25 protein-coding genes and 1 CRISPR repeat array (1 of these 26 cut by a window edge) are annotated in these 26,514 nt (G+C 61.1%); of the genes, 10 read left to right on the top strand and 15 right to left on the bottom strand.

The genetic code is table 11. The annotated features are described in order from the left end of the window. The 15 genes from dacB to A11A3_RS02905 form a co-directional block, all read right to left on the bottom strand. The gene (gene dacB / locus A11A3_RS02975; RefSeq protein ID WP_008927781.1) at positions 1-1,497 is read right to left on the bottom strand and encodes a D-alanyl-D-alanine carboxypeptidase/D-alanyl-D-alanine endopeptidase; all 1,497 of its coding nucleotides are present in this window, start codon (positions 1,495-1,497) and stop codon (positions 1-3) included. 112 nt (positions 1,498-1,609) lie between these two features. Then, a complete protein-coding gene (gene lipA / locus A11A3_RS02970; protein WP_008927780.1) occupies positions 1,610-2,581 on the bottom strand; it encodes a lipoyl synthase in 972 nt (323 codons plus the stop codon). Continuing rightward, complete coding sequence (lipB, locus tag A11A3_RS02965) at positions 2,578-3,267, bottom strand: lipoyl(octanoyl) transferase LipB (RefSeq protein WP_008927779.1); 690 nt, start codon at positions 3,265-3,267, stop codon at positions 2,578-2,580. The genes lipA and lipB overlap by 4 nt, the downstream gene beginning before the upstream one ends. 168 nt (positions 3,268-3,435) lie before the next feature. Further along, on the bottom strand, positions 3,436-3,723 hold the full coding sequence (locus A11A3_RS02960) for a hypothetical protein (protein WP_008927778.1): 288 nt from the start codon (positions 3,721-3,723) through the stop codon (positions 3,436-3,438). A gap of 173 nt (positions 3,724-3,896) precedes the next feature. Further along, positions 3,897-4,196, bottom strand: coding sequence for a YbeD family protein (locus A11A3_RS02955; protein WP_008927777.1), 300 nt, complete (start codon positions 4,194-4,196; stop codon positions 3,897-3,899). A gap of 11 nt (positions 4,197-4,207) precedes the next feature. Continuing rightward, on the bottom strand, positions 4,208-5,074 hold the full coding sequence (dat, locus tag A11A3_RS02950; protein ID WP_008927776.1) for a D-amino-acid transaminase: 867 nt from the start codon (positions 5,072-5,074) through the stop codon (positions 4,208-4,210). Between the two features lie 12 nt (positions 5,075-5,086). Beyond that, a complete protein-coding gene (locus A11A3_RS02945; RefSeq protein WP_008927775.1) occupies positions 5,087-6,253 on the bottom strand; it encodes a D-alanyl-D-alanine carboxypeptidase family protein in 1,167 nt (388 codons plus the stop codon). Between the two features lie 482 nt (positions 6,254-6,735). Continuing rightward, positions 6,736-7,614, bottom strand: a complete 879-nt coding sequence (locus A11A3_RS02940) for a septal ring lytic transglycosylase RlpA family protein (RefSeq protein ID WP_008927774.1) — start codon at positions 7,612-7,614, stop codon at positions 6,736-6,738. Next, positions 7,614-8,648: a lytic murein transglycosylase B gene (gene mltB, locus A11A3_RS02935; RefSeq protein ID WP_008927773.1), complete on the bottom strand. Its 1,035-nt coding sequence runs from the start codon at positions 8,646-8,648 to the stop codon at positions 7,614-7,616. The genes A11A3_RS02940 and mltB overlap by 1 nt, the downstream gene beginning before the upstream one ends. A 15-nt stretch (positions 8,649-8,663) precedes the next feature. Further along, complete coding sequence (gene rodA / locus A11A3_RS02930; RefSeq protein ID WP_008927772.1) at positions 8,664-9,809, bottom strand: rod shape-determining protein RodA; 1,146 nt, start codon at positions 9,807-9,809, stop codon at positions 8,664-8,666. Further along, a complete protein-coding gene (mrdA, locus tag A11A3_RS02925; RefSeq protein ID WP_040296619.1) occupies positions 9,806-11,701 on the bottom strand; it encodes a penicillin-binding protein 2 in 1,896 nt (631 codons plus the stop codon). Before mrdA ends, rodA begins: the two co-directional genes overlap by 4 nt. A 27-nt stretch (positions 11,702-11,728) precedes the next feature. Next, positions 11,729-12,199, bottom strand: a complete 471-nt coding sequence (gene rlmH, locus A11A3_RS02920) for a 23S rRNA (pseudouridine(1915)-N(3))-methyltransferase RlmH (RefSeq protein WP_008927770.1) — start codon at positions 12,197-12,199, stop codon at positions 11,729-11,731. After that, complete coding sequence (gene rsfS / locus A11A3_RS02915; protein WP_008927769.1) at positions 12,200-12,556, bottom strand: ribosome silencing factor; 357 nt, start codon at positions 12,554-12,556, stop codon at positions 12,200-12,202. Then, positions 12,553-13,239 (bottom strand): nicotinate-nucleotide adenylyltransferase, encoded by a 687-nt coding sequence (gene nadD / locus A11A3_RS02910; protein ID WP_008927768.1) that lies wholly within the window; start codon positions 13,237-13,239, stop codon positions 12,553-12,555. The genes rsfS and nadD overlap by 4 nt, the downstream gene beginning before the upstream one ends. A 5-nt stretch (positions 13,240-13,244) precedes the next feature. Next, on the bottom strand, positions 13,245-14,501 hold the full coding sequence (locus A11A3_RS02905; RefSeq protein WP_008927767.1) for a glutamate-5-semialdehyde dehydrogenase: 1,257 nt from the start codon (positions 14,499-14,501) through the stop codon (positions 13,245-13,247). Between the two features lie 229 nt (positions 14,502-14,730). Between A11A3_RS02905 and A11A3_RS02900 the strand changes: the two genes are divergently transcribed. The 10 genes from A11A3_RS02900 to cas2e all read left to right on the top strand — a co-directional run bounded on the left by A11A3_RS02900 (position 14,731) and on the right by cas2e (position 25,890). Next, positions 14,731-16,020, top strand: a complete 1,290-nt coding sequence (locus A11A3_RS02900) for an alpha/beta fold hydrolase (protein ID WP_008927766.1) — start codon at positions 14,731-14,733, stop codon at positions 16,018-16,020. A gap of 141 nt (positions 16,021-16,161) precedes the next feature. After that, positions 16,162-17,127, top strand: a complete 966-nt coding sequence (locus A11A3_RS02895) for a helix-turn-helix transcriptional regulator (protein ID WP_008927765.1) — start codon at positions 16,162-16,164, stop codon at positions 17,125-17,127. 81 nt (positions 17,128-17,208) lie between these two features. Then, a complete protein-coding gene (locus A11A3_RS02890) occupies positions 17,209-19,959 on the top strand; it encodes a CRISPR-associated helicase/endonuclease Cas3 (RefSeq protein WP_040296618.1) in 2,751 nt (916 codons plus the stop codon). Between the two features lie 15 nt (positions 19,960-19,974). Next, the gene (casA, locus tag A11A3_RS02885; protein ID WP_008927763.1) at positions 19,975-21,612 is read left to right on the top strand and encodes a type I-E CRISPR-associated protein Cse1/CasA; all 1,638 of its coding nucleotides are present in this window, start codon (positions 19,975-19,977) and stop codon (positions 21,610-21,612) included. Further along, positions 21,609-22,169: a type I-E CRISPR-associated protein Cse2/CasB gene (casB, locus tag A11A3_RS02880; RefSeq protein WP_008927762.1), complete on the top strand. Its 561-nt coding sequence runs from the start codon at positions 21,609-21,611 to the stop codon at positions 22,167-22,169. The genes casA and casB overlap by 4 nt, the downstream gene beginning before the upstream one ends. A 41-nt stretch (positions 22,170-22,210) precedes the next feature. After that, positions 22,211-23,248, top strand: coding sequence for a type I-E CRISPR-associated protein Cas7/Cse4/CasC (cas7e, locus tag A11A3_RS02875; RefSeq protein WP_008927761.1), 1,038 nt, complete (start codon positions 22,211-22,213; stop codon positions 23,246-23,248). A gap of 10 nt (positions 23,249-23,258) precedes the next feature. After that, the gene (cas5e, locus tag A11A3_RS02870; protein ID WP_008927760.1) at positions 23,259-23,981 is read left to right on the top strand and encodes a type I-E CRISPR-associated protein Cas5/CasD; all 723 of its coding nucleotides are present in this window, start codon (positions 23,259-23,261) and stop codon (positions 23,979-23,981) included. Next, complete coding sequence (cas6e, locus tag A11A3_RS02865; RefSeq protein WP_008927759.1) at positions 23,981-24,676, top strand: type I-E CRISPR-associated protein Cas6/Cse3/CasE; 696 nt, start codon at positions 23,981-23,983, stop codon at positions 24,674-24,676. Before cas5e ends, cas6e begins: the two co-directional genes overlap by 1 nt. Before the next feature lie 3 nt (positions 24,677-24,679). Next, positions 24,680-25,600, top strand: a complete 921-nt coding sequence (gene cas1e, locus A11A3_RS02860) for a type I-E CRISPR-associated endonuclease Cas1e (protein WP_008927758.1) — start codon at positions 24,680-24,682, stop codon at positions 25,598-25,600. Continuing rightward, a complete protein-coding gene (gene cas2e, locus A11A3_RS02855) occupies positions 25,600-25,890 on the top strand; it encodes a type I-E CRISPR-associated endoribonuclease Cas2e (RefSeq protein WP_008927757.1) in 291 nt (96 codons plus the stop codon). The genes cas1e and cas2e overlap by 1 nt, the downstream gene beginning before the upstream one ends. Before the next feature lie 112 nt (positions 25,891-26,002). Continuing rightward, positions 26,003-26,514: direct repeats of the CRISPR family, unit length 29 nt; unit sequence CTGTTCCCCGCACCTGCGGGGATAAACCG (it continues 188 nt past the right edge of the window).

Raw genomic sequence — 26,514 nt, 5'->3', positions numbered from 1 at the left:
CTAATTGGTGGCGGTGGTGATGGTGGTCGGCCGGGCTGCCAGGTGGATTTGCTTGAGCAGGGTGTCGAGCACCGCTTCGGTTTTCCAGGCCTGCTGGTGGTTGATCACGGCCACCACCGCCCAGGTGGTGTTGTTGTCATCGCGGGCAAAGCCGGCCACGGAGCGCACGTTGTTCAGTGAGCCGGTCTTGATGTGGGCCAGGCCATCCATGTCAGCATCGCGCAGGCGCCGCCGCATGGTGCCATCCATGGCCGCCAGTGGCAGCGAGGAAATCAGCTCGGCGGAATAGGGGCTGTGCCAGGCCTGCTCCAGCAGTTGTGCCATCTGGCCGGCGGTAATGCGCTCGATGCGCGACAGCCCGGCACCGTTCTCGAACACCATGGCGTGACCGTCGATACCCTTGTGGGCGAGCCACTGGCGGATTTCCCGTTCTGCGGCAGCCAGGTCGTCCTGGTCGTCGGGCTGACGGCGTTCCGCTCCGATAGTGAGAAACAGCTGGCGCGCCATCACATTGTTACTCCACTTGTTGATATCGCGCACCATGGTGACCAGATCCCGCGAGGAGGTGGTCGCCAGCAGCGTGGCGCCCCGGGGTAGAGTGGCCAGATGGGTATGGTCGATATCGGCCTTGTCGGTGAAGGTGCCACCCACCTGCTGCCACAGGCTGGTGAGCAGGGCGGCGGTGTAGTCGCGCTGGGAAAACAGCGACAGGTAACTGTCGGTGCTGCAGTCACGGGGCAGCACGCCGGTGACGGTCACCTCGACCTTGCCGTTGCTCAGGGTTCTGGGCTGGAAATCATACTGGTAGCGCGCCGGGCAGTGGCCAAAGGTCTTGAACACCAGCTGGTTGTTGACGGTGACCGAGGCCAGGTCCGGCTCCATCCAGGTATGAATGCCACGATCGTCGGCGCGGGCGCGCAAGCGCACCACGTTCAGGTTGGTAAGCAGGCTGTCCGGCTCCACCAGAAAGGGCGCATTGGGGTTGTCGCCGTCGTCGTTGAAGTCATGGATGCCGTTGGGCAGATGGAAGAAACTGCCGTCCAGGCGCAGCTGGCCATTGATGGTGCGAATGCCATAGCCGCGCAATTCACGCAGCAGTTGCCACAGACGTTCCTCGGTGAGCTTGGGGTCGCCACTGCCGACAAAGTAAAGGTTGCCGTTGAGAGTGTCACCGTCGATGGTGCCATCGGTGTACAGCCGGGTATGCCAGTGATAATTGGGGCCGAGCAGTTCCAGGGCGGCATAGGTGGTTACCAGCTTCATGATCGAGCCGGGGCTGACCGCTTCGTCCGGATTCACATAGCGGGCCTTGCCGGGGCCGTTAAGCGGAATGGCCGCCAACGCCAGTGCCTGGTCCGGCAGATCGATTTTCTGGGCCTGGTTCAGTACCGGTTGCAGCTGCGGGTGGGGCAGGTCGGCGGCCACCGGTTCGGCCATGGCCGGGCCGGCAAACAGTAACAGGGCAACGGTGAGCCAACGGGTGGCGCAATACAGCATAGCAGGGTCCAGATTGACGGCACTTGGTGGTTAGTCAGTGATTACCAAGCCTACTGGAAAGCCCGCCCGGGGTCAGCGGGCGCAAATGTAAATTTACGCCCGCGGGAAGGGGCTAGACGGCGCCCACATCCACGCCCTGGTGTTGCAGGTCCGCGTGGTAGGAGCTGCGCACCATGGGGCCGGAGGCCACCGAGCTGAAGCCCAACTGGTTGGCGACCCGGGCGTATTCGCGGAACTCGTCCGGGTGCACGAAGCGCTCCACTGGAGCATGGTGTTTGCTCGGTTGCAGGTACTGGCCAATGGTCAGCATGTCCACGTCGTGAGCTCGCAGGTCTTCCAGGGTGCCGATCACCTGTTCGAAGGTCTCGCCCAGGCCCACCATGATGCCGCTTTTGGTGCTGACATCGGGCCGCACTGCCTTGTAGCGCTTGAGCAGATCCAGCGAGTGCTGGTAGCGGGCGCCGGGGCGAATGTGCTTGTACAGCTCGGGCACGGTTTCGATGTTGTGGTTGAACACATCCGGCGCGGTGGCGGCAAGGATCTCCAGCGCAGTGTCCAGGCAGGGGCGGAAATCGGGAGTGAGGATTTCGATCTTGGTGTCCGGGGTGCGGCTGCGCACCTGGCGAATGCACTCGGCGAAATGCTCGGCGCCGCCGTCGGCCAGGTCGTCCCGGTCCACGGAGGTAATCACCACGTAGTTGAGGCCCAGATTCTCCACCGATTCGGCCAGGTGCAGTGGCTCCTGCGGGTCCAGTGCGTTGGGGCGGCCAAAGCCCACGTCGCAGAAGGCGCAGCGTCGGGTACAGATGTCACCCATGATCATGAAGGTGGCGGTGCCGCCGCCGAAGCATTCCGGCAGGTTGGGGCAGGCGGCTTCTTCACAGACGGTGTGCAGTTTCTGCTGACGCAACATGCTCTTGATGCGCTGGATTTCGCCACCCGGCGGAACGCGCACCCGAATCCAGTCCGGCTTGCGCTGATAGCCGTTTTCCTCGTTGACCATGGGGATGGTGCGGACCTTGTCGGCACCACGCAGTTTGTCGCCGATCTGAACCTTGCGTTTGGCCTGTGCCTGTTCGCTCATGGGGTATCCGTAACCGTGGCAGGTAAGGAAGTGTCAGTGTCGCCATTGTACCAGCCGGGCGGGGGCGCTGTCCGGGGTGTCAGCCCCAGACGTTTGGCCAAAAGTGCCACCAGCTGGTGCTCCATGTCATCCCGGCTCAGATGGACACCCTGGGCCTGCAGGGTAGTCATGGGCTGGCCCACATGGCCGCAGGGGTTGATGCGCTGCCAGGGGGCCAGGTCCATGTCGCGGTTGATGGCCAGGCCATGGTAGCTGGCGCCACGGCGGATACGCAGGCCCAGTGAGGCGATCTTGGCGCCATCCACGTAGACGCCGGGAGCATCGTCGCGATTGCGGGCCTGGATGCCCTGGCTGGCAAGAAAGTCGATGATGCCGGCTTCGATGGCATTGACCAGGCCGCGGCTGCCCAGCCCCAGCCGGCGGATATCCAGCATCAGGTAGATGACCGTCTGACCAGGGCCGTGGTAGGTGACCTGGCCGCCACGGTCGCTCTGCACCACCGGAATGTTGCCGGCATTGAGCACGTGTTCGGGCTTGCCGGCCTGCCCCAGGGTGAAAACCGGGGGATGTTCCAGCACCCACAGCTCGTCGGTGCGGTTGTCGTCGCGGCGGTCAGTGAAGTCCCGCATGGCTTGCCAGCAGGTTGGGTAATCCACCGTCGGGAAATAGCGTACCAGAGTGTCCATGGCCAGATTATAGGCCGGGCGGGCTGCCTTTGTCGGCGTCCGGATGTAAGAAATCTTGGCATCCTGGGGCAGGAAAAAAAGGCCCGGCGGGGGCGCCGGGCCAAGGCAGAACCCCTCGCGGGGTTACAACAATCAATCTCGCGACAATGAATTTCTCAGCCAGCAACCTCAGATAGAGGGTTTGCCCTGACGGCGCTGCGCCCAGTGCAGATTCAGGTCGGAAACCGCGATGCTGGCACGCAGGGCGTCGGTATTCGGATTCAGTTGGAAGGTATTGAGCGGGTCCATGCCGGTGGTGGCGCCGGTTTGGTGCTCGGCCATATCCGGGCTGCGGGGCATGGCGGGAACAATACCGTTGGGGCGATCAAAGCGGGCGTAATGCATGGACGAGGGCGCAGGCTGGACCATGATGGCGGCCATGCCTGCCAGCAGACAGAGTGCGACAAGCGTTTTCATTATAGCTATCCCGACTGTTGTTCTTATGGGAACAACGTTAGCGGCACGGTTGTGCCAGACCAATAACAGCTTGGTGGCGCTTGCGTGTCGGGCTGTGAAGGGCGGTTACGTAATGTAATGGCCGGCCTGGAGCGGCCGGCCAAAACGCCTGAAAAACCGGCAGGAACCGGTTGTCAGAGGGTGATCTTGACGTGGGGGCAGGCGTTCAGGGCCCGGTAAATGGTTTCCAGCTGTTCGCGGTTCTGCATGGTGACCTGGGCGGTGAAGGAAATGAAATTGCCCTTGCCACTGAGTTTGCTGTTCAGGTGACGGCCGGGATCGAAATCGTCCAGGTGGGTATTGAGAATGTCGATCAGGGCCTCTTCCAGCGGCGCGTCCACGGCGCCGACAACCTTCAGCTGCATGTCATGGGGAAAGTCCCAAAGCTGTTCGTTGATGCCATTGGCGCTGGGGGATGTGTCATCGGTGGACATGGCTGCCTCGCTTAATCCAGACCGCACAGGCGGCGTTTGTGTCGAACATAGTGGTGTGCCAGGGCTTTCCAGACCGGGCCCGGTTGCCCCTGGCCCACCGGGTGGCCATTGAGGGTGGTGATCGGCACCACTTCCTTGGTGGAGCTGGTAATCCAGATTTCGTCGGCCTGGCGCAGCTCGGTTTCGGTGAGTTCCCGCTCTTCCAGGGGCAGGCCGTGCTGGTGGCACAGTTCCACGACCAGGTCGCGGGTGATGCCGCCAAGGATCGCGTGGCTGCGCGGCGGCGTGATGATGGTGCCGCTCTGGACGATAAAGACGTTGCTGGCGGAGCCCTCGGTGACGAAACCGTCACGCAGCAGAATCGCCTCCGCCGCGCCGGCGGCCACGGCCTGCTGGCGCAGCAGACTGTTGGGCAGCAGCGACACGGACTTGATATCGCAGCGGGCCCAGCGGATGTCGTCGCGGGTGATGGCGCCATAGCCGCGGGCCGTGTCCGGGCTGTCCGCCGCCGGCACCGCAATGGGGCTGGTCATCATGAAAACCGTGGGCACCACTGGAGGATCGGGAAAGGCATGGTCGCGCTTTTCCGCCATGCCACGGCTGATCTGCAGGTAGACGGAGATATTGCCGCCGTTATTGCGGGCAATCAGGTCTTCACAAAGGGCCTGCCATTGCGCGCGGCTGTGCGGATTGATGATCTGCACTTCGCGCAGGGAGCGTTCGAGACGATCCAGGTGTTCGTCAAAGCGGAACAGCACGCCATTGTAGGCCGGAATCACCTCGTAGATGCCGTCGGCAAACAGAAAGCCCCGATCCATGGGGGAGATCCGGGCATCCTGGGGCGCCATGAAGGCGCCATTGAGATACACCTGGCTCATGGCGTAATGGCCTCAGAACAGGCTCTTGAAGAACAACATGATGTGATCCCAGAGTTTGCTGAAGAAACCGGCTTCTTCCACATTCTCCAGTGCCACCAGCGGTTTTTCCACCAGCGTCTTGTCCCCCATCTTCACGGTCAGCTTGCCGTAACTCTGGCCCTGCACGATGGGCGCCTTGAGCTGGGGTTGCACGCTGATCTGCGCCTGCAGGTCGTTGTGGCTGTCACGGGGAATGGTCAGCACCAGGTCATCGGTGAGGCCCAGGCGCAGCTGGTCACGCTGGCCCATCCAGACTTCGGCGGTATCCAGCACGTCACCGGCGCTGTAGGCCTTGTAGGTCTCGTAGAAGCGGAAGCCGTAGGTGAGCAGCTTCTGGGATTCGCGGGCGCGGGCGTTTTCGGAATCGGTGCCCATGACCACGGAAATCAGGCGCATGCCGTCTTTCTTGGCGGAGGCCACCAGGCAGTAACCGGCGGCGTCGGTGTGGCCGGTCTTCAGGCCGTCCACGGACGGGTCACGCCACAGCAGCAGGTTGCGGTTCTGCTGGGTGATGCCGTTGTAGGTGAATTCCTTGATGTCGTAGGTCTTGTAGTGCTCGGGGAAGTTGCGAATGATCGCCCGTGCCAGAATCGCCAGGTCATGGGCCGAGGAGTAGTGGTTGTCGGTGGGCCAGCCGGTGGCGTTCATGTAGTGGGTGTTCTTCATGCCCAGGCGCTGGGCATGCTGGTTCATCAGGTCGGCGAAGGCATCCTCCGAGCCGGCGATGTATTCGGCCATGGCGACGCTGGCATCATTGCCGGACTGCACCACGATACCCTTGAGCAGATCGCCCACTGGAACCCGGGTGCCTTCGCGCACGAACATGCGTGAGCCGCCCATTTTCCAGGCGTGCACGCTGATGGGAGCCATATCCTTTTCGGAGATGTTGCCCTTTTGCAGCTCTTCTTCGGTGATATAGGCAGTCATCAGTTTGGTCAGGCTGGCCGGCGGCAGGCGCTGATCGGCATTGTGCTCAACGATGATCTGGCCGCTCTGGGCATCCATCAGCACATAGCTTTTGGCTTCGATTTCCGGTGCGCGCGGCACCATGATGTCATCGGCCTGGGCTTGCAGGGCAAAAACACTGCCGAAAAGAGAAAACAGAGCGAAAGTGAAAAAACGCATGGTTTGAAGGCTCATGGGTATCCTGCCTGTTGATTACCTGGTCACCGGGCCGCTGGGCTGAGCTCGGGAGTGGGTGCGGCGGGAGCCTCTGACCCCACCCTTACATGCTCAGCGTGACCTGAAGCGTGCAGCTGTTGTGTCTTGTCACGACGGACAGGGTGGTTCCCTTTCCTAGAGGCAAGGCGCAGCAGATGGGCGCTTCAGGTCACGCCCCCCGGGGCTTTCATTCTGGCCCACACTCGTTGTTGCCCTTTCTTTGAAGGGAAAAAGCCGATGGATCGACATACGCCTTCAAAAGGGCGCCCCTCTTTACCTTGGCCGGGGGGGTGAACCAGCCTGTAAGCCTGAGCGTGCAAGGGTGGGGTCAGAGGCTCCCAAGAGGGCTTTGACCGCTATCGGTGGAAAAATTCCCCGATCATCAAAGAAACATCCCGCACCTGCTTGGGCTGCATTCTAGGCGACCACCGGATAAGTGCAATGGTGTCAGTGCCGGCGCTTCAGGGCGATACCGGCATGGGCGAATCAAAACCGGCCTGTGATACCCGGGTGCGGGCCTGCTGGCGTTCGCTGTCATTGCGGTAGGGGCCCAGCCAGACCAGAAACAGGCCCTGCTCATTGTTGCGTATCTGGCTGGCCACGCCCAGTTCGGTGCGCAGTTTCATCTGCATACGCTGGGCGGCGGCCTGGGTCTGGAAGGCGCCGGCCTGCAGGAACAGGGTGGAGCTGGGTGGCGGGCTGTCCACGGCGGCCCGCACTGCGGTGGGTACCGTGCTGCTGGGCTGCTCGGCGGGGCTATCGGTGCCGCTCAGCGCTTCCACGCGCACGTGGCCGGTGCCGTGTTGCTCGATGCCCAGGCGCACGGCGGCGGCCCAGGACAGATCGATCAGGCGATCATCATGGAAGGGGCCGCGATCATTGATCCGTACCACCAGGCTCTTGCCGTTATCCAGGTTGGTCACCCGGGCATAGGTGGGCAGGGGCAGGGTGCGATGGGCGGCGGTAAAGCGATACATGTCGAAGGGTTCGCCGCTGGAGGTGCGATAGCCGTGGAATTTCTGCCCGTACCAGGAGGCGGTGCCTTCGGCCACATAGCCCTTGGCCGAGGGCAGCACATGGTAGGTCTTGCCCCAGACGCTGTAGGTCTTGGGGTTGCCGTAACGGCTGGGCGCCTCCTGCTTGGGGGTCGGTTCCGGCAGGCTGGCCACGTCCCGACGCTCCATGGGTGCGGTGTCCTGGTCGTGGGCGTAACGGTCCGAGCCGGGGGCGCCGTTGCCCGCCTGCGAGGGGCTTTGCCCACTATCCGGTGTGGTCACCGGGGTGGTGGTTGCGCAGGCCGAAACCAGCAATGTCAGGCTCAGGGCCAGCCACAAACGCATCAGGTGTTCTCCTCAAGGGCCGCTGCCAGGCGATGGGAGAGCTGTAACACGGCCATGGCATAAAGGGGGCTGTGGTTATAACGGGTAATCACATAGAAGTTCTGGCTGACGAGCCAGAACTCCGCGCCCTCGGTGCCGTTCAGTTCCAGCAGGGCCGTCAGGGTATCGCCGGGCAGGTCGAAACAGTATTCGCTGGTCAGGGTGTCATTGTCACAGCTCAGCGGTGTGACACCGGATTGGGCTGCCTGGTTCAGTGTGAAGGAGGGTTTTTCGCCCTTGGCGGTGAGGGCCTTGTAGCGTTCGTTGCTGACCCGGGCGCGGGCGGCCACCGGCAGGCCGGGCTGCCAGTGATGCCTGTGGAAGTAGTTGGCCACCGAGCCGATGGCATCCACCGGGTTGTTGACCAGATCGGTGACGCCATCGTTGTCGTAATCCACCGCGAAGGCCTGATAGCTGGTGGGAATAAACTGGCCATAGCCCATGGCACCGGCGTAGGAACCGGTAATGGCCGAGGCGTCGATATGGGCATCGTGTTCCAGCTCGAACAGGGCCTGCAGCTGCTTGCGGAAAAAGGCCGCCCGCGGCGGGTAGTCAAAGCCCAGTGTGGCCAGGGCATCCAGCACCCGGTAGGTGCCCATGTGGCGCCCGTAACGGGTTTCCACGCCGATGATGGCGAGGATGATTTCCCGGGGGACGCCATATTCCTGCTCGGCCCGGTCCAGGGTTTCGCGGTGTTGCTGGGCGAAGGCCACACCCTGCTGGACGCGGCTGTCCTGCAGGAAGATCTTCTGGTAGGCGGCCCAGTCCAGCGTCTTTTCCGCCGGGCGGGCAATGGCCTCGAGGATCTTGTCCTGGCGTTTGGCGTTTGCCAGCAGCGCACGCACATGCTGTTCGTCGATGCCTTCCTTGACCAGCGCCTCAATGATCGGCCGGGCCTCGGGCCGGTCCGCGTAGTTGCTGGTATCGGCGGCCAGCGCCGGCAGTGTGACAACGGCCATCAGCGTGGCCAGACATCCCTTGTAATAACGCAGCAAGGCGCGTCTCCCGGTTCAGTAACTGATCAGTCTTCGGTGTGTATGAATCGACATCAACATGCCGAAACTGGCCAGCAGGGTCACAATCGAGGTGCCCCCGTAGCTGACCAGCGGTAACGGTACCCCCACCACCGGCAGGAGTCCGGACACCATGCCCATGTTCACAAAAACATAAATAAAAAATGTCATTGTCAGGCTGGCGGCCAGCAAGCGGGCAAAGGTTTCCTGGGCCTGCCAGCTGATAAAGAAGCCGCGCCCGACAATCACCAGATACATGATCAGCAGCACACAGATACCGATCAGCCCGAATTCCTCGCTGAGCACGGCGAGGATGAAGTCGGTGGACGATTCGGGCAGGAAATCCAGACGTGACTGGGTGCCTTCCAGCCAGCCCTTGCCCTGAACGCCGCCGGAGCCGATGGCGGTTTTGGACTGGATGATGTTCCAGCCGGCACCGCGCGGGTCCGCTTCCGGGTTGAGGAAGGTATCCACCCGGTTGCGCTGGTAGTCGTGCAGCACGAAGTAATACATCAGTGGCGCGGCGGTGACTACCAGAATGATGGCGATGGCAATCAGGCGCCAGGAGAGCCCGGCCATGAACAGCACCACCAGCCCGCTGGCGGCAATCAGGATGGCGGTGCCCAGATCCGGCTGCAGGCCGATCAGCATGGCGGGCATGCCCACCAGCAACAGGGCGATGACCACGTCCATCAAGCGCGGTGGCAGGGTGCGTTCGCTGAAGTACCAGGCCACCATGGCCGGTACGCCGAGCTTCATGATTTCCGCCGGCTGGAAGCGGCCCAGGCCGGGAATCGGCAGCCAGCGCTGGGCGCCCTTGGCTTCCACCCCCATGACCAGCACCAGCACCAGCAACAGCAGGCCGCCGGTATAGACGAAGGGCGCCCAGAAGCGATAGCTGCGTGGCGGAATCTGTGCCACCAGCAGCATGACGGTGAGGCCGGCGCCAAAGCGCAGGCACTGGCGCCAGACCAGTTCCATGCTTTCGCCGCCGGCACTGTAGAGCACGGTAAGGCCGGCCAGCATCAGCATCAGCAGGGCGGTAAGCAGGGGCGCATCCAGGTGCAGGCGGCTGGCCAGCCCCGGGTTCAGGGTGCTGCCGGTATGGCCGGGCATCTGGCGAAGGAATTCCCGCTGACTCATGGTGTCTCCTTGCCGTTGTTGTCAGCCCCGGGGGCGCCAGCCAGGGGCGGCGGCACGTCCAGCTCGCCCTTGTCATTAAGCAGCCAGGCATCCATCACCTGGTGGGCCACCGGGCCGGCGGTGGAGCCGCCATGGCGACCGTTTTCCACCAGTACTCCCACGGCGATGGCCGGATCATCGGCTGGCGCAAAGGCGATCAGCAGGGCGTGGTCGAGCAGCCGGTCGGCGATCTCCTTCTCGTTGTAGGTTTCGTCCTGGCCCACGGAAAAGACCTGCGCGGTGCCGGACTTGGCGGCCACACGGTATTGGTCGTTGCGCATGTTCTGGGCGGTGCCGTGCAGGGTTTCGGTCACGTCCACCATGGCATCGGTCATCTTCTGCCAGTTGTCGGCATCCTTGAGCACCAGGTCATGGCGCTCGGTGTGATGGACCTCGCCGGCGGCCAGGGTCGGTGTGATCTGCTTGCCGTGGCTGGCCAGGATGGCGGTGGCGGTGGCCAGCTGCAGGGGCGTCACCAGCACGAAGCCTTGGCCAATGCTGGCGTTGATGGTGTCGCCATGGAACCAGGGGCGGCCACGGGCCGCTTTCTTCCATTTTTTGGAGGGCAGAATGCCGGTGGATTCATTGTTCAGGTCGATACCGGTGGGCTGGCCCAGGGAAAATTCACTCAGGTACTGGTGGATGCGGTCGATACCCAGGTGGAAGCCCAGATCATAAAAATAGGTATCGCAGGACTGCACGATGGCCTTGTGCAGATCCACCCGGCCATGCCCCCAGCGCTTCCAGTCCCGGTAGCGGTGCGGGTTGTCTTCCAGCTGGTAGTAGCCGGGGTCGAAGATGGTGCGCTGCCAGTTGGTGACGCCGGCATCCAGCCCGGCGATGCCCATGAAGGGCTTGATGGTGGAGCCCGGCGGATAGCGGCCCTGCAGGGCCCGGTTGAACAGCGGCTTGTCGTGGTCTTCCCGGTAGGCGGAATAGTCCTTGTGGGAAATGCCGGTGACGAACAGGTTGGGATCGAAGCCCGGCCGGCTGACGAACGCCAGCACGCTGCTGTCGCGGGGGTCGATGGCGACCACCGCGCCGCGCCGGTCACCCAGGGCGTCATAGGCGGCCTGCTGGACCTTCATGGACAGGGTCAGGCGCAGGTCCCTGCCCGGCACCGGCGGTTGCTCATCCAGTACGCGAAGAATCCGTCCGCGGGCGTTGGTTTCCACCTGGCGGTAGCCCACCTGGCCGTGCAGGCGGTCTTCATAGAAGCGTTCCACGCCACTGCGGCCATAGAAGTGGGTGCCGGCGTAATTGCGCTGCTGGTCCAGGCTCATGTCATCCAGATCCTGGGCGTTGATGCGGTTCACATAGCCCAGTACATGGGAAAACAGGATGCCGTGGGTGTAATGGCGAATCGGGTCGGCGACGATGCGTACCCCCGGCAGGCGATACTGGTTGACCACGATACGGGCAATTTCTTCCTCGGTGAGACGGCCGCGCAGGGGCACCGGCTCCCAGGGGCGGCGGGCACTGTGGCGGCGCTTTTCAAACTGATCCAGATCGTCATCGTCCAGGGTGACCAGTTTGCGCAGCTTGCCCAGCAGACCTTCCAGATCGCCGGCCTGTTCAACCACCACCTCCAGGGAAAAGTCCGGGCGGTTCTCGGCCAGGATGACGCCGTCACGGTCGGTGATCAGGCCGCGGGGTGGCGCCACCGCCTGGGTCTGAATGCGGTTGTTGTCGCTGAGGGTGGTGTAACGGTTGTGCTCGATGATCTGCAGCCAGATCATGCGGCTGAACAGCACCAGCGTCAGCAGCAGCACCAGAATCACGCCGACCATCAGCCGCACACTGAAAATGCGCTGCTCGTGGTGGTGATCTTTTAATGTTAGCGGTCGGCGCATATCAGGGTCGCGGCGCAGCAATGAAAGTCAGCGATGATAGGGGTGCCCGGTGAGCAGCGTCCAGCCGCGATACAGTTGTTCGGCCAGCAGCACCCGCACCAGCGGGTGCGGCAGGGTCAGGTTGGACAGGCTCCACTGCTCGTCGGCACTGGCCGACAGGGCGGGGCAGAGTCCGTCCGGGCCGCCGGTCAGCAGCACCAGATCCTGGCCGATATCCTTGAGGGCCCCCAGTTTGCGGCTCAGGGCCGGGGTGTCCAGCGCCCGGCCCTTCACTTCCAGCGCCACCACCCTGGCAGCGGGGTATTTGTCCAGCCGTTTGCGGATCAGTTCCGCTTCACTGCGAATCAGGCTGGCGGTGTCGGCCTTGCCCCGTTTGGGCAGCGGAATCTCTTCCAGCTCCAGGCGCATTTCCGGGGGCATGCGCTTCTGGTATTCACTGAAGCCGTCATTGACCCAGGCCGGCATGCGCGTGCCCACGGCGAGCAGAACCAGTCGCAATTAATTGTCCTGATGGCTGCGGTCGGGGTGGTGTTGCGGGTCCCGCCAGAGCCGTTCCAGGTCATAGAATTCACGGGTGGCCGGCAGCATCAGGTGCACGATGACATCGCCCAGATCCACCAGAATCCACTCGCCGCCGTTTTCGCCTTCGGTGCCCAGCGGCGGCTGACCGGCCTCCTTGGCCGCTTCCACCACACTGTCGGCCAGTGCTTTCACATGGCGGTTGGAGGTGCCGCTGGCGATGACCATGTCATCGGCTACGCTGGTCAGTTCGCGCACGTCCAGTTGGGTAATGTTCTGGGCTTTGACGTCTTCCAGGGCGTCGATTACCCGTTGCAGAAGCGGGGTGTCGCTCATGGGGCCTCGTTGTCGGAGTCAGGTTCAGATGGAGAATGGGCCACATTATACAGATGGTGGCGATGAATATGGGCAATCACGGCATCATCCAGTGCCGGGCACTGCCCCTTGCGGGCCAGGGCGTCACGGATGGCGGTGGCGGACACGTCCAGAAACGGCCGTTGCAGCATCAGGCGCAGGCCCGCCGGTTGCTGTCGCAGGGCGTCGGCAGAGGCTTCCGGGAAGGCGGCCTGCACCTCATCGCGGGCCAGCGGGCAATCCGGTCGGGGCACTACCGCCAGGTGGCACAGGCCGGTGTAGTCGCGCCAGTGGTGCCACTGGTGCAGGCTGGCGAAGCTGTCGGCGCCGATCAGAAACACCAGCGGCCGCTGGCCGATCCGGTCACGGAAATGACGCAGGGTATTGAGGCTGTAGCTGGGGCCGCTCTGGCGCAGTTCCCAGTCATCGGCGGTCAGGGCCGGGTAGGGCGCGCAGGCCAGTGACAGCATGGCCAGGCGCTGCTCGCCGTCCGCCAGGGGCTGGGGGCGATGGGGCGGTACCGCATTGGGCAGCAGATGCACCGGCGCATCGCCGAGCACCCGGGACACCGCCCGGGCGGCACTGATGTGCGCCCGGTGGACCGGGTCAAAGGTGCCGCCGAACAGGACCAGGGGCGTGGTCCCGGCGGGCTGTGGTGCAGGCATGGTCACTATTGGCGGATGTGGCCGTCGCCCAGCACCACCCATTTCTGGCTGGTCAGGCCTTCCAGGCCCACCGGGCCGCGGGCGTGGATCTTGTCGGTGGAGATGCCGATCTCCGCACCCAGGCCGTATTCGAAACCATCGGCAAAGCGGGTGGAGGCATTGACCATCACCGAGCTGGAGTCCACCTCGGTGAGGAAGCGGCGCGCCCGGGTGTAGTTCTCGGTGATGATGGCTTCGGTGTGGCCGGAGCTGTAACGATTGATGTGCTCGATGGCCTCATCCAGATCACGCACCACTTTCACCGCCAGCACCGGTGCCAGGTATTCTTCCTGCCAGTCATTCTCGGTGGCCTCGCTTATGCCTTCCACCAGGGCCCGAGCTTGCTCGCAGCCGCGCAGCTCCACGCCGGCCTGACGATATTGGCCGGCCAGCTCGGGCAGCACGCGCTCGGCGATGGCCTGGGCCACCAGCAGGGTTTCGGTGGTATTGCAGGTGCCGTAACGCTGGGTCTTGGCGTTGTAGGCCACCTTGATGGCCTTGGCGATATCCGCCTGGTCATCGATATAGGTGTGGCAGTTGCCATCCAGGTGCTTGATCACCGGCACCCGGGCTTCCCGGCTGATGCGCTCGATCAGGCCCTTGCCGCCCCGGGGCACGATCACATCCACATATTCGGGGTGGGAGATCAGCTCGCCCACGGCGGCCCGGTCGGTGGTTTCCACCACCTGGACGGCGGTGTCCGGCAGGCCGGCGTCACGCAGGCCCACCCGAATGCATTCGGCAATGGCCTGGTTGGCGTGGATGGCCTCGGAGCCGCCACGCAGAATGGCGGCATTGCCGGATTTCAGGCACAGGGCGGCGGCATCGATGGTCACGTTGGGCCGGGATTCGTAGATGATACCGATCACGCCCAGCGGCACACGCATCTTGCCCACCTGGATGCCGGAGGGGCGGTAGGCCAGGTCGGTGATCACGCCCACCGGGTCTGCCAGGGACATGACCTGCTCCAGGCCCTCCACCATGGCATCGAAACGGGCCGGGGTGAGTTCCAGGCGGTCCAGCAGGGCGGCGTCCAGGCCGTTGCTCTTGCCGTTGTCCAGATCCTGCTGGTTGGCCTGCAGAATGGCGCTGCGGTGGCTGCGCAGGGCGCTGGCAATGGCGGCCAGGGCCCGGTTCTTGTCGCCGCTGCTGGCGCGGGCCATGGCACGGGAGGCGAGACGGGCCTGTTCGCCCAGACCCTGCATATACTGCTGGATGTTCATATCAATATCGCGTGACTGTCGGAAAATGGGAGTCAAGAGCGGCATTATAACGATAACCGGCTCTTTACGCTTGCACACAAATGGTGAAGAATTGAAATCCTTTGCTACGCATCGGTAACCCTCTGATTCTTTTGCGGGTATGTCGTAGCTTGCATAGGTGTTGCCGGGTAAGCCGCTGGGCCTGCCCCAAAAACAATAACAAATCAGGCCAGTACGGAGGCCAGACGCCATGGGCTTTCAGTATCAGGAATACAGCCGCGCCGGCATCAAGGCCGCCCCCAGTCAGCTGTGGGTCGGACAGTGGCGCATCGACTACCTTGCCTTTGCCAGCCCGGAGAATGCCGCCAAACCGCCGTTGCTGGTGGTGGGTGGCGCCTTTCAGAATTTCACCTCCTACAAATACTGCGTAGAGCGCATCTATCAGGACTTCCCTGTCATCCTCATTGATCTGCCGTCGCTGGGCAACAATGACCAGCTGGCGCCGGATCTGAGCATGGAAGACCTGGCGGACCTGTTGTTTGAATTTACCCTGCAGACCGGGCTGGAGAAGGTTCACCTGATGGGCCTTTCCCTGGGGTCGGCCATTGCCAGCACCTTTGCCTACAAGTACCCCCGACAGACCGACAAGCTGATCGTCGCCGGCATCGTTACCCGCCCGCGCAAGAGTTGGCGGATGCTGGTGGAAGAATCGGTGCGCGTGCTGGAGCAGGGCCGCATGGACGAATTCAGCCAGGCGGTGGTGCTCTACCTGGTCAATTACGACCGCCTCAAGGAAACCGGCATCAGCCCCACGGCGCGAAAGTTGTTCTATCGCCAGATGAAGCAGCTGTCCGACAACGAGCGCGAGCGTTACAAGATCAACGGCCGTCGCCTGCTGTCCGTGGAAGGGCTGCTGGGTTACCCGGAATGCGACACCCTGGTCACCACCGGTGAATTCGACAGCTTCACCCTGCCTCGGGAAAACGCTTCCTTTGCGGAAAAATGCCCGAATGCCCAGTTCGTGCTGATCAAGGGGGCCGACCACCTGCCCCAGCTGGAAAAGCGCGAAGTATCGCTGGACCTGTTCTCCACCTTCCTGCGTGGCGAGAGCCTGGCCCCGGTGCAGGGCATCGAGCGGTTCGAGCGCAGCGATATCGCCAGCATCGAGCGCCGCCGGGCCGAGCGCCTGATCCCCTGCAATAACCATGGCCGGGTCACCAGCGAATCCCGCGTCGGTGATCGCTTCCGCTTCAATCAACCGGTGAAGGTGGTGGATATCAACTTCTTCGGCTGCTTGCTCAAGCTCAATCAGCCGGGCTTTTCCATCGCCGACCATGCCCGCGATTGCACCCTGTACATGGAGAACCCGGAACTGACCCTGGAGCTGCTGGTGTTCGATTACGACGAAGCCGGCTACCTGCGTTGCCTGTTCAAACACGGCAACATCCAGGCCGCCGAGCGCTTTACCCAGCTGCTTCGTGATGGCCAGTATTTTCTCAAGCCGGGCAATGCCGACAAAGTACACAAGATTTACGGCTGATCGAGAAAAGCGTTTGATAACAAAGGGCGGGAGGTCAGAGATGGCCTCCCGCTTTTTTGTAGGTCGGCAGAGTCTTGTGATGCGGTTCACAAGTGAATAGAGTTCGAGAAGGAATAAGAATAACGCCTCAGGAAGAGCACTGTGAATCGGCTGGAACGCTTCTACAAACTCCATGACATATTGCGTCATGCCCGCCATCCTGTTCCTCGCAAACGCCTGGAGGAAGAGCTGGGTGTGCAGCGTAATGCGCTAGGCAAGGACATCAACTACCTGCGTACCTTCTTCGGCGCTCCCATTCACTACGACCAGCAACAAAAAGGCTATTGTTACGACCCGGAGGCGGAGGTGTTCGAGCTTCCCGGTTTATGGATGAATGCCTCCGAATTACACGCCTTACTGGTGTGTGAGCAATTGCTGGAGCGTGTCCAGCCAGGGTTGATGGAAGATCGGCTCAAACCGCTCCGGCGGCGCATCAGAGCGCTGCTTCATGAGGCCGGGCAGGGCGAGGAAGACGTCAGCGAGCGCGTCAACGTTCAGCCCATCCATCATCGCCAGATTGATACCGCCATTTTCCAGCCCGTCGCCGATGCTTTGTTGAGTTGTCGGCAAATCGCTTTTGCTTATACCGGTCGGGGTACTGAGCAGCCTGGCCTGCGCCAGGTCAGCCCGCAACGATTACTGCACTACCGGGACAACTGGTATCTGCTTGGCTGGTGCCATCAGGCTCGCGCCTTGCGTTTCTTCTCCCTGGACAGAATAAAGCACCCCAATCAGCAGGAAGCACCCGCCCATCGTCTGCCAGAAGAACAACTGGACGCATTCGCCAACCAGGGGTTTGGCATCTTCTCCGGTGAGGCCTCGAATACCGCCCATCTATGCTTTAACGCCCATGCCGCGCGCTGGGTAGCCGAGGAGCAGTGGCATCCCCAGCAGCAAGGTGAATGGCTGGCCGGCAGTTTCCACCTGCACATTCCCTACTCGGACCCGACCGAACTGATCATGGAGATCCTGCGCCATGGCGCGAATGTCGAGGTGCTGGGGCCGGCGGCGTTGAGAGAGGCCGTGATGAAACGAGTGAATGACATGGCCGGGGTGTATGGGCAATAACCACTGTACAAAGGGTGAGTGCCATTTTAAGGGCAGGTGGGGTGGTAGGGTCCAACAAGAAAAACAGTAAAGGGAAAACTTGTGGTTCTTACGTGGAATAATGCGCCGGCTTATTTTCGGTATTGGGGTAAGGCCAAACCAGCGACGGATTCAGAGGGTACGTCATGCCATCTGTTGCCGTTCCACAGCCTGGATGTGGCGGCGGTCGGCTATCACTTGCTGGCGCCCCATACGGTCCGTTGCCAGGAATTGGCCGCGTCCATGTCACTGAAGCCGGAGCAGCTACAGTCGTTGTTTGTCTTCAGCTTGGCCGTGCATGACCTGGGCAAATTCGCCAGGGCGTTCCAGTCTCTGGCTGAGCCAGAGTTGCCGGAGTTGGTCGCGCCGGATTCGTCGCTGGCTTACGGAACGGCAGAATGGCCGCATCACAGTGAAGCGGGTGCCGTTTTTCTCAAAGCCTTCCTCAAAAGCGAACTGAAACATCATGGTTTGCAAGTCTGGGGCTGGCCCGAGACCAGTAACGGGGCTAAAGACTTTCTGCGTGTCATGCTGGGCATGGCGTTTGGACATCATGGCAAGCCGGTGGATGCCGGAAGCAACAAGCGTCCCTCGCCGGGGTTTCCTGAAGATCATCAGGCGGCCTGGGAGTACGCCTGTGAAGTGGCAAGCTGGCTTCGCCCTCAATGGCCAGAGCAGGCACAGGACAAAGATTGGCTTAAGCATTTTAAAACAATGACCTGGCACCTGGCTGGCTTTGCGGTGCTGGCGGATTGGTTGGGGTCGGATCAGTCGGCATTTCCTTATCAGTCCAGTCCTCAAGCGCTGGACGATTACTGGCAGACCAGGGCATTGCCTCAGGCCGAACAAGCACTGACAAGACTGGGTTTTGGTAAGCCGCTGACTGCATCTTTCTTCCCGGGCGTGCGGTCTTTCTTTGGTTTTGAGCCGACGCCGTTGCAGCAATGGGCGCAGGATCTGGCCTGGCAACCTGGCCCTCAGCTCTTTGTCCTGGAAGATGTCACCGGCGCCGGCAAGACGGAAGCCGCCATGGTTCTGGTGCATCGTCTGCTGGAGCACCGCCAGGCGCAGGGGGTGTATTTCGGCCTGCCCACCATGGCGACGTCCAATGCCATGTACGGGCGTGTGGCCAATACCTATCGTCGTTGGTTCGCCGGGGAGCAGGTGCCCAATCTGGTGCTGGCCCATGGTGCGCGTCATCTCAACCCAGGTTTTGTACAGTCGGTGATAGCTGAGCAGCGGCGGGACCATGCCTATGGCGATGAGGAACAAACCGCATCCGCCGCCTGTAACCAGTGGTTCGCCGACTCACGCAAGAAGGCGCTGCTGGCGGACGTGGGCGTGGGTACCGTAGATCAGGCCTTGATGGCGGTGTTGCCCTTCAAGCATCAGACCCTGCGTTTGATTGGTTTGGCAAACAAGGTGCTGGTGGTGGACGAGGTGCACGCCTGTGACGACTACATGGCCAGACTGCTGGAGGAAGTGCTGCGTGCCCATGCCCAGCAGGGAGGGAGTGCCATCCTGCTTACCGCCACTTTGCCCCATGCCATGAAACGCAGTCTGGTGGCGGCCTACCAACGTGGCCGGGGCCTGAATGCCGAGACGGTGAAAGAGCTGGCAGCTTTTCCGCTGGCCACCCGGGTCACGGACCAGAGCCTGGAACAGACACCATTGGCCACTCGTGACAGCGTGATTCGCCGGGTTGAAGTGGAAACGTTCAATGAAGCGGAAGCGGTGATCGACCACCTTGTCGGCACGGCTGAACGTGGCCAGTGTGGGTGCTGGATACGCAATACCGTGGATGATGCTATCGCCGCTTATCAGACTCTGCGTGAACGGGCGCCGGATCCGAGCAAGGTTATGTTGTTTCATAGCCGTTTTGTCATGGCGGATCGTCAGGCTATTGAGCAGGCGGCGTTGGAACGGTTTGGCAAGACCTCCACGGCGGAAAGCCGGGCTGGCTGGATTCTGGTCAGCACCCAGGTGGTGGAGCAATCCCTGGACCTGGATTTCGACCAGATGATAAGCGATCTGGCCCCCATGGATTTACTGATCCAACGAGCCGGGCGCCTGCATCGCCACCGCCGGGACGCCCTCGGTAATCCCATCGACACTGACGACCAGCGCCAGCCACCGGTGCTGCATCTGTTGGCGCCCTCTTACGACGATCAGCCGGGTCCTGATTGGCTGTCTGCTCACTTGCCGGGTTCCGGCGCCGTTTATCGCGACCACGGCCAACTCTGGCTGACCCTTAAAACCTTGCGCGACGAAGGCGGCATCGACATGCCCGGGCGTGCACGCCACCTGATTGAGTCCGTCTTTGGTGACGATGCCGAAGCTCAGATTCCCGAAGGACTGCAACAACGTCACCTGGATCAGGAGGGCGAACGCAGCAGCCACCGGGCCATGGCTGGCTTCAATCGCCTTGATATGGAGCAGGGTTACAGCGTCAAGGCCAGCCATGGCTGGATGGATGATGTGAATATCGACATCGGTACCCGCCTGAATGAGGAACCCAGCATTACCGTCACTCTGGTTCGCCAAGACGAAGGCGGTATGTTGAAACCCTGGGTAGAGGCGGAGCAATTTGCCTGGGAACTAAGCCAATTGCAGGTACGGGAGTCTCTGGCAAGGCGCTTACCGGAGTGGCCGCAAGCACTTGCGGCAGAGCGTGACAGCCTGACTGAGCGCTATCCGGGCCTGAAATTCAGTCGGTTGTGGTTAGCGGAGGAGGAATCCTCAATGGATTACAGCCAGGAAATGGGTCTGCATCGCGTGCCCAGAATCGGGAGGAAGGATGAAAACAATGCGTAAGCAAGGAGCCACAACATGAATCTATTAACCGCCCCCTGGCTGTCATTCAAGCGCCGCGATGGCAGCCAGGAATATCTACCTGTCACCGCCATGGTGGATCCGGACATTGTTGATCTGGCACTTCCCCGGGCGGATTTTCAGGGCGCGGCGTATCAGTTTCTGATTGGTCTTTTGCAAACAGCCATGGCACCGGAAGACAAGGATGCATGGGTGAAGAGGTATCAAACTCCCCCGTCCTTGGCGTCTTGCCAGGAAATGTTGGAAAAGTGGAAGCCAGGCTTTGAGTTGGACAGCGAGGGACCGGCGTTTATGCAGGACCTCGATTCGCTAGCCGATGAAAAAGCGACTGATATTGCGGGGTTGCTGATTGATTCCCCTGGCGCTTCCACCATAAAGAACAATACCGATCACTTTGTAAAAGCAGGTCGGGTGGAACAATTGTGCCTGGATTGCGCTGCCATGGCGCTATTCACGTTGCAGATTAATGCTCCGGCTGGAGGAAAGGGGTATAGGACCGGGCTACGCGGCGGTGGCCCCCTGACTACGCTGGTTATGCCCGCTGACTCAGACCGTCCTCTCTGGCACCGGCTTTGGCTTAACGTCCGGGACACGGATAGCTGGACTTATGAGCCGCCCGGCACTTCCGATTCCAAGGTCTTTCCCTGGCTTGGAGAAACCAGGGTCAGCGACAAGGGGCAAAAAACGACGCCGGAGGACGTCCATCCTCTTCATCCATTTTGGGCGATGCCTCGGCGTATCCGACTCAATATTGAAGCGGCGGCCTGCGAGTGTGATCTCTGTGGACGGCAGAGCGAATACGATGTTTCTTCGCTGCGCACGAAAAACTACGGGTTTAATTATGATGGCCCCTGGACGCACCCGCTCACTCCTTACCGCTTTGATCCCAAAAAGCCGGAACAATTGCCGTACTCCCGCAAAGCGCAAACGGACGGCCTGGGCTATCGCTACTGGGAAGCCCTGACCATGAAGGATGAAAAAGAAAAGGGCTTTCTGCCTGCGCCGGTGGTGCTGGATTATGCGGACAAGTGCGATAAAGCGGATGATTTTGACGTAGAACTACCAACAGTCGCCGGTCTTTGGGTGTTCGGCTATGACATGGACAATATGAAACCCCGGTGCTGGTACGGCGCGCATATGCCGCTTCTGGCCTTGGAAGAGGGTGAGCGAGACCTGGCTCAGCGGTGGCTACGGCAAATGATTGAACTCACGGACAGCAGCGCCCGACTGTTGCAAGCCCAGGTCAAGGAAGCCTGGTTCAGCCGGCCCAAGGACGCCAAGGGGGATGTCAGTTACATCGGTGCGTCACTGTGGGAGGCCACGGAACAGGTTTTTTATCAGCATCTTATGGAACTGGGTGAATTGCTGACAGGCGACGCGCCACCGCAGCGGTTCCCGTCCGAGCTCGCAGCAAGCTGGTATCGAGCCGTTACCCGCCAGGCCGCGGCCCTGTTTGATGATTTTGCCCTCAGTGGCCCGGCAGAACAGTTGGATATGAAACGCATTACCAAGGCGCGTAATACCTTCCGCAAGAAGCTCCACACCGGAAAAGAAGCAAAAGCCTTCCGCAAGACCGGACGTCTGGATGACAACGGCCAGCAAGCGGCCAGTAAGAAACAAGGAGAAACCGCATGAGTGATGCTCCGTTTTATTTTCGTATTAAGGAATCCGCTACCCGAGACGCGGTGCTGAAGTGGTGGCGGCAACTGGAGGAGCAGCGGGGCGCCCGCGCCGAGTTGCGGCGTAGTGAGACGCTGGATGCAGTCTTGCTAACGGAAGGCTTTAGACATCTGTGGCAGGCGTTGGCGCAAACCAGCGAGCGGCGGGATAGAGATATGCTGGCCTGGGCTTGTGTCGCCGCCGCTCTGGCGGACGTACGTGAGCAGCCTGCGGCGAAAGATGTTTCGTTTGCGCGAAGGCTGGGAGAGCAGAAAGAAAAAACCGGCAAACCCTATATGAGCGAAATGCGTTTCGCGCAACTGCAAAAAAGTCGTAGCGGCGATGATTTTCTGATGCGGCTTCGTCGCGCACTGGCGTTGATCAACAAGACTGCCCCGGTGCTGTCCCTGACGGACAACATCCTGCACTGGTTCCAGGAGCAACAAAGCAATCAGGGCTCCCGGCCCATGGACCGCCTGGCGGTGCGTTGGGCGACAGAGTATTTCACGGCGGTAAACGCCTACGACAAGTAACTCCTTCTTCGACGAAGAGAAAAGCACAAAGGACTGACATCATGAGCACTTTTATTCAACTGCACCTTCTCACTTCATACCCGCCGGCCAACCTGAACCGGGATGACCTGGGTAAGCCCAAGACTGCCTTCATGGGCGGTGCCGAGCGGCTGCGAGTATCCTCGCAATCGCTCAAGCGCCATTGGCGTACTTCCGACCTGTTTCAGGAATCCTTGGCTGGGAACTTGGGTACCCGTACAAAGCGGCTGGGCCTGGAGGTTGAGAAGCGCTTGCAGGACGGAGGCATTGCAGACGGCAAGGCGAAAAAGTGGGCTGCTGACATTGCCGATGTGTTCGGCAAGCTGGAAAAGGACAGCGTGGAACTGTCGCAGCTGGCCCATATCAGCCCGGAGGAGCGCCAGGCCGTGGATGCTCTAACCGATACTCTGATTGAAGAAAATCGGGCACCAGAAAAGGAAGAGTTGGCGTTGCTTCGCAAGAATCCGGCGGCGGCGGATATTGCCTTGTTCGGTCGGATGTTGGCGGAGGATCCTGCTTTTAACGTGGAGGCGGCATGCCAGGTGGCTCACGCCATTACAGTCCATCCGGTGGTCATCGAGGACGACTACTTCACCGCTGTCGACGATCTCAATAATGGTGACGAAGACCGGGGTGCTGCTCATATCGGCGAAACCGGTTTCGCCGCCGGCCTGTTTTACAGCTATGTCTGCATCAACCGCGACCAGTTGATCGATAACCTCAGTGGCGACGAGGCGTTGGCGGACAAGGCCATCGCGGCTCTGGCCGAAGCGGCCATCAAGGTGTCCCCCACCGGTAAACAGAACAGCTTTGGCTCACGGGCCTATGCGTCTTATGTCATGGCGGAAAAGGGTTCGCAACAGCCGCGTTCCCTGTCGGTGGCGTTTCTCAAGCCAGTGCAGAGCCAGGATCAGGCAGCGGATGCCATTACTTGCTTGGAAGAGCAGACCCAGCGCTTCGACCAGGTGTATGGCGAATGTGCCGATCAACGCTACAGCCTGAACGCCCATACCGGGGAAGGCAGCTTCCAGGCGCTGATGGACTTTCTAAAAAAGGACTAGGAGGTGCCTGATGGAAGCGTTGATTTTCCAACTATATGGCCCCCTGGCCAGCTGGGGAGCGCCGGCAGTGGGGGAGACCCGGCCCAGCTCGGACCATCCGGGCCGAGCCGCCCTGTTGGGGTTGCTGGCGGCAGCCTTGGGTATTCGCCGGGATGACGGCCCTGGGCAGCAGGCGTTGGCGTCATCCGTGCGCTTTGCGGTAAAGCAGCATAGTGCCGGTCGCCTCATGCGTGATTATCACACTGTGCAGGTGCCTGGCCGGGACAAAAAGGCCCGCTACTTCACCCGCAAGGATGAATTGTCCGTGCCCAAGGATAAGCTTAACACCGTGCTTTCCAGCCGCGAATATCGTCAGGATGGTTTGTGGCAGGTGGCCGTATTGCTTAATGAACATAGTGACTGGAACCTGGATGAACTGGAAGCCGCTTTGCGCGCTCCAGTATTCACGCCTTACCTGGGCCGCAAGGCGTGCCCGTTGGCAGTGCCGTTGGCTCCGCAAAAAGTCCAGGCGAACGGGTTGCGTGAAGCCTTCGCGGTGGTGCCGCCGCGCATTTGCGACCAGCAAAGCCGCTGGCTGCATTTGCCGAAGACTGTGGATTTCTACTGGGAGGGCGATGCCGGTGATATTGCCGTGCAGGACACCCGCCAACCATCGGACGATGTGATCAGTCGGGAACGTTGGCAATTCGGTAGCCGCCAGGAGCACCATGCACGTCTCAGGGAGGAGGGCTGATGTATTTATCCCGCGTTAGAGTGGCGACTCAAGGGCTCGACCGTAACGCTCTGGTGAAGTTGCTGTCGGGCGATGCCTACGCGAACCATCAGTTGCTATGGCGGCTGTTCACACAAGAGGAAGAGCGGCCTTTTCTGTTTCGTCAGGAGATGGAAAAAGACCAACTGGATTCCCGGGAATCCCCACGGGGGTTACCGCTATTTTATGTGTTGTCGTCACGTGAGCCTGAACCGGTATCGGGGTTGCTGGAGTGCCAAAGCAAACCCTTTGACCCGCAGTTATCAAAAGGAGATCGGTTACTGTTCAAGTTGCGCGCCAACCCCACGGTGGCCCGTAAGCACGATGGTGAGGCACGCTCCCGCCGCCATGATGTGTTGATGGACGCCAAGTGGCAGTGTCGGCAGCAAGGCCGGGATTCGCCCTGGGAAGTCAGCGAGGCCATGGATGCCGGCGCTGAACAATGGTTAAGAAACCGCAGTGAAGATTGGGGTTTTTCGCTGGATAGCGCACTTCAGTTAAGCGGTTACCGTCAACACCAATGGCAACGCAAGCAACGGCAAATTTGTTTTTCCTCCGTGGATTATGAAGGCGTGATCACCGTGGCTGACCCGGAGCGTCTACGCGACGCCTTGTTCAATGGCGTGGGCCGTAGCCGCGCCTTTGGGTGCGGCATGCTCATGGTGCGGCGAGGCTAGCGCATGGCTTTCATTCCGCTCAAGCCCATCCCCATGAAAGAGCGCACTTCCATGATTTTTGTGTCCTACGGACGCATTGATGTGAAGGATGGCGCTTTCGTGGTGGTGGACGAAGTTCACGGTGAACGCAAGCACATTCCCGTGGGCTCGGTGGCCTGCATCATGTTGGAGCCGGGCACGCGCGTTTCCCATGCCGCCGTGAAACTGGCAGCGATCACCGGCACCCTGCTGATTTGGGTGGGGGAAGCCGGCGTGCGACTTTATGCCAGTGGGCAGCCTGGCGGCGCTCGCTCGGATCGTTTGCTTTATCAGGCCAGCCTGGCCCTGGATGAAGGCTTGCGTCTCAAAGTGGTACGCAAGATGTTCGAGATACGTTTTGGCGAGCCGGCACCGGAGCGCCGGAGCGTGGACCAGTTGCGTGGTATCGAAGGCGCCAGGGTTCGAAAGACCTATCAGCTCTTGGCCCAGCAATATGGGGTAGAATGGCATGGTCGTCGCTATGATCCCAAACAATGGGATAAGGCGGATATAGCCAACCAATGCCTTAGTGCCGCGACCTCCTGCCTTTATGGTGTGACGGAAGCGGCGGTATTGGCGGCCGGGTATGCACCCGCAGTCGGATTTATCCATTCCGGCAAACCTCTGTCCTTCGTCTACGATATTGCTGATCTTTTCAAGTTCGATACCGTGGTGCCCGTCGCCTTTCGCATTGCCGCCCAGAAACCATCTTCGCCGGATAGAGCCGTGCGTGTGGCTTGCCGGGATTCGTTCAGAGAAACGAGGTTGCTCAAGAAAATTATTCCCGCCATTGAAGAGGTACTGGCCGCCGGAGGCATCACGCCGCCGGAGCCGCCCGAGGACAGCCAACCGCCAGCCATTCCCGAGCCCAAGTCCTTGGGTGATGACGGCCACCGGAGCCAATAATGAGCATGCTGGTGGTGGTAACCGAGAACGTCCCGCCCCGGCTGCGTGGTCGGCTTGCTATCTGGCTACTGGAAATACGCGCCGGTGTATACGTGGGCGATGTGAGCAAGCGGGTCAGGGAGATGATTTGGGAACAAGTGGAAGCCATGGTGGAGGATGGTAATGTCGCCATGAGCTGGGCCACCAATACCGAATCCGGCTTTGACTTCCAGACCTGCGGTGAAAACCGGCGTGTGCCCATCGACTACGATGGCCTGCGCCTGGTTTCCTTTCTGCCCGATCCTGAATAAGGGATCTTCAACCGAAAACGCTCTTTAAAAATCTGGCTATATTTTGATCGATATGGCTGGTGGATTTTGAAAGGGAGTGTTTTCCCTTATAAATCAGCCATGTATATTTAGACTGTTCCCCGCACCTGCGGGGATAAACCGGGCGACGAGCGCATGAGCTATGAGGATGCGTTCTGTTCCCCGCACCTGCGGGGATAAACCGAGAACGTGCCGCGCTATGGCCGACGCCCGAAGCTGTTCCCCGCACCTGCGGGGATAAACCGCATTAAAACCCGCGTCACTAGGGAAGATGCGCCTGTTCCCCGCACCTGCGGGGATAAACCGGCTGCACAAAATGAGCCAGCCAGCCGATCCAGCTGTTCCCCGCACCTGCGGGGATAAACCGCCTCGCTGGCCAAAGCGGCGGCCAGGGCCACCCTGTTCCCCGCACCTGCGGGGATAAACCGGACGCGCACAGCGTTCTGAAGCGCCTGCAGTTCTGTTCCCCGCACCTGCGGGGATAAACCGCGCACCCATGACGGCATGATGGGCGGGGTGTTCTGTTCCCCGCACCTGCGGGGATAAACCGGAGTGGGCCGGGACGCCATGCGAGTGGTGCAGCTGTTCCCCGCACCTGCGGGGATA

This window comes from Alcanivorax hongdengensis A-11-3, from assembly GCF_000300995.1.
Lineage (GTDB): Bacteria > Pseudomonadota > Gammaproteobacteria > Pseudomonadales > Alcanivoracaceae > Alcanivorax > Alcanivorax hongdengensis.
Note: the sequence above shows the minus strand (reverse complement) of the source record. Positions and strands in the feature narration are given on the sequence as shown.

Coding starts and splice junctions, on each gene's coding strand:
- dat (WP_008927776.1), bottom strand. CDS start 5,074: ATGAGCCAGGTGTATCTCAATGGCGCCTTCATGGCGCCCCAGGATGCC.
- A11A3_RS02955 (WP_008927777.1), bottom strand. CDS start 4,196: ATGTCCACCGATGACACATCCCCCAGCGCCAATGGCATCAACGAACAG.
- cas2e (WP_008927757.1), top strand. CDS start 25,600: ATGAGCATGCTGGTGGTGGTAACCGAGAACGTCCCGCCCCGGCTGCGT.
- casB (WP_008927762.1), top strand. CDS start 21,609: ATGAGTGATGCTCCGTTTTATTTTCGTATTAAGGAATCCGCTACCCGA.
- dacB (WP_008927781.1), bottom strand. CDS start 1,497: ATGCTGTATTGCGCCACCCGTTGGCTCACCGTTGCCCTGTTACTGTTT.
- rodA (WP_008927772.1), bottom strand. CDS start 9,809: ATGAGTCAGCGGGAATTCCTTCGCCAGATGCCCGGCCATACCGGCAGC.
- lipA (WP_008927780.1), bottom strand. CDS start 2,581: ATGAGCGAACAGGCACAGGCCAAACGCAAGGTTCAGATCGGCGACAAA.
- A11A3_RS02945 (WP_008927775.1), bottom strand. CDS start 6,253: ATGAGCCTTCAAACCATGCGTTTTTTCACTTTCGCTCTGTTTTCTCTT.
- A11A3_RS02900 (WP_008927766.1), top strand. CDS start 14,731: ATGGGCTTTCAGTATCAGGAATACAGCCGCGCCGGCATCAAGGCCGCC.
- cas7e (WP_008927761.1), top strand. CDS start 22,211: ATGAGCACTTTTATTCAACTGCACCTTCTCACTTCATACCCGCCGGCC.
- A11A3_RS02905 (WP_008927767.1), bottom strand. CDS start 14,501: ATGAACATCCAGCAGTATATGCAGGGTCTGGGCGAACAGGCCCGTCTC.
- cas5e (WP_008927760.1), top strand. CDS start 23,259: ATGGAAGCGTTGATTTTCCAACTATATGGCCCCCTGGCCAGCTGGGGA.
- mrdA (WP_040296619.1), bottom strand. CDS start 11,701: ATGCGCCGACCGCTAACATTAAAAGATCACCACCACGAGCAGCGCATT.
- cas6e (WP_008927759.1), top strand. CDS start 23,981: ATGTATTTATCCCGCGTTAGAGTGGCGACTCAAGGGCTCGACCGTAAC.
- A11A3_RS02960 (WP_008927778.1), bottom strand. CDS start 3,723: ATGAAAACGCTTGTCGCACTCTGTCTGCTGGCAGGCATGGCCGCCATC.
- cas1e (WP_008927758.1), top strand. CDS start 24,680: ATGGCTTTCATTCCGCTCAAGCCCATCCCCATGAAAGAGCGCACTTCC.
- casA (WP_008927763.1), top strand. CDS start 19,975: ATGAATCTATTAACCGCCCCCTGGCTGTCATTCAAGCGCCGCGATGGC.
- nadD (WP_008927768.1), bottom strand. CDS start 13,239: ATGCCTGCACCACAGCCCGCCGGGACCACGCCCCTGGTCCTGTTCGGC.
- A11A3_RS02940 (WP_008927774.1), bottom strand. CDS start 7,614: ATGCGTTTGTGGCTGGCCCTGAGCCTGACATTGCTGGTTTCGGCCTGC.
- lipB (WP_008927779.1), bottom strand. CDS start 3,267: ATGGACACTCTGGTACGCTATTTCCCGACGGTGGATTACCCAACCTGC.
- rsfS (WP_008927769.1), bottom strand. CDS start 12,556: ATGAGCGACACCCCGCTTCTGCAACGGGTAATCGACGCCCTGGAAGAC.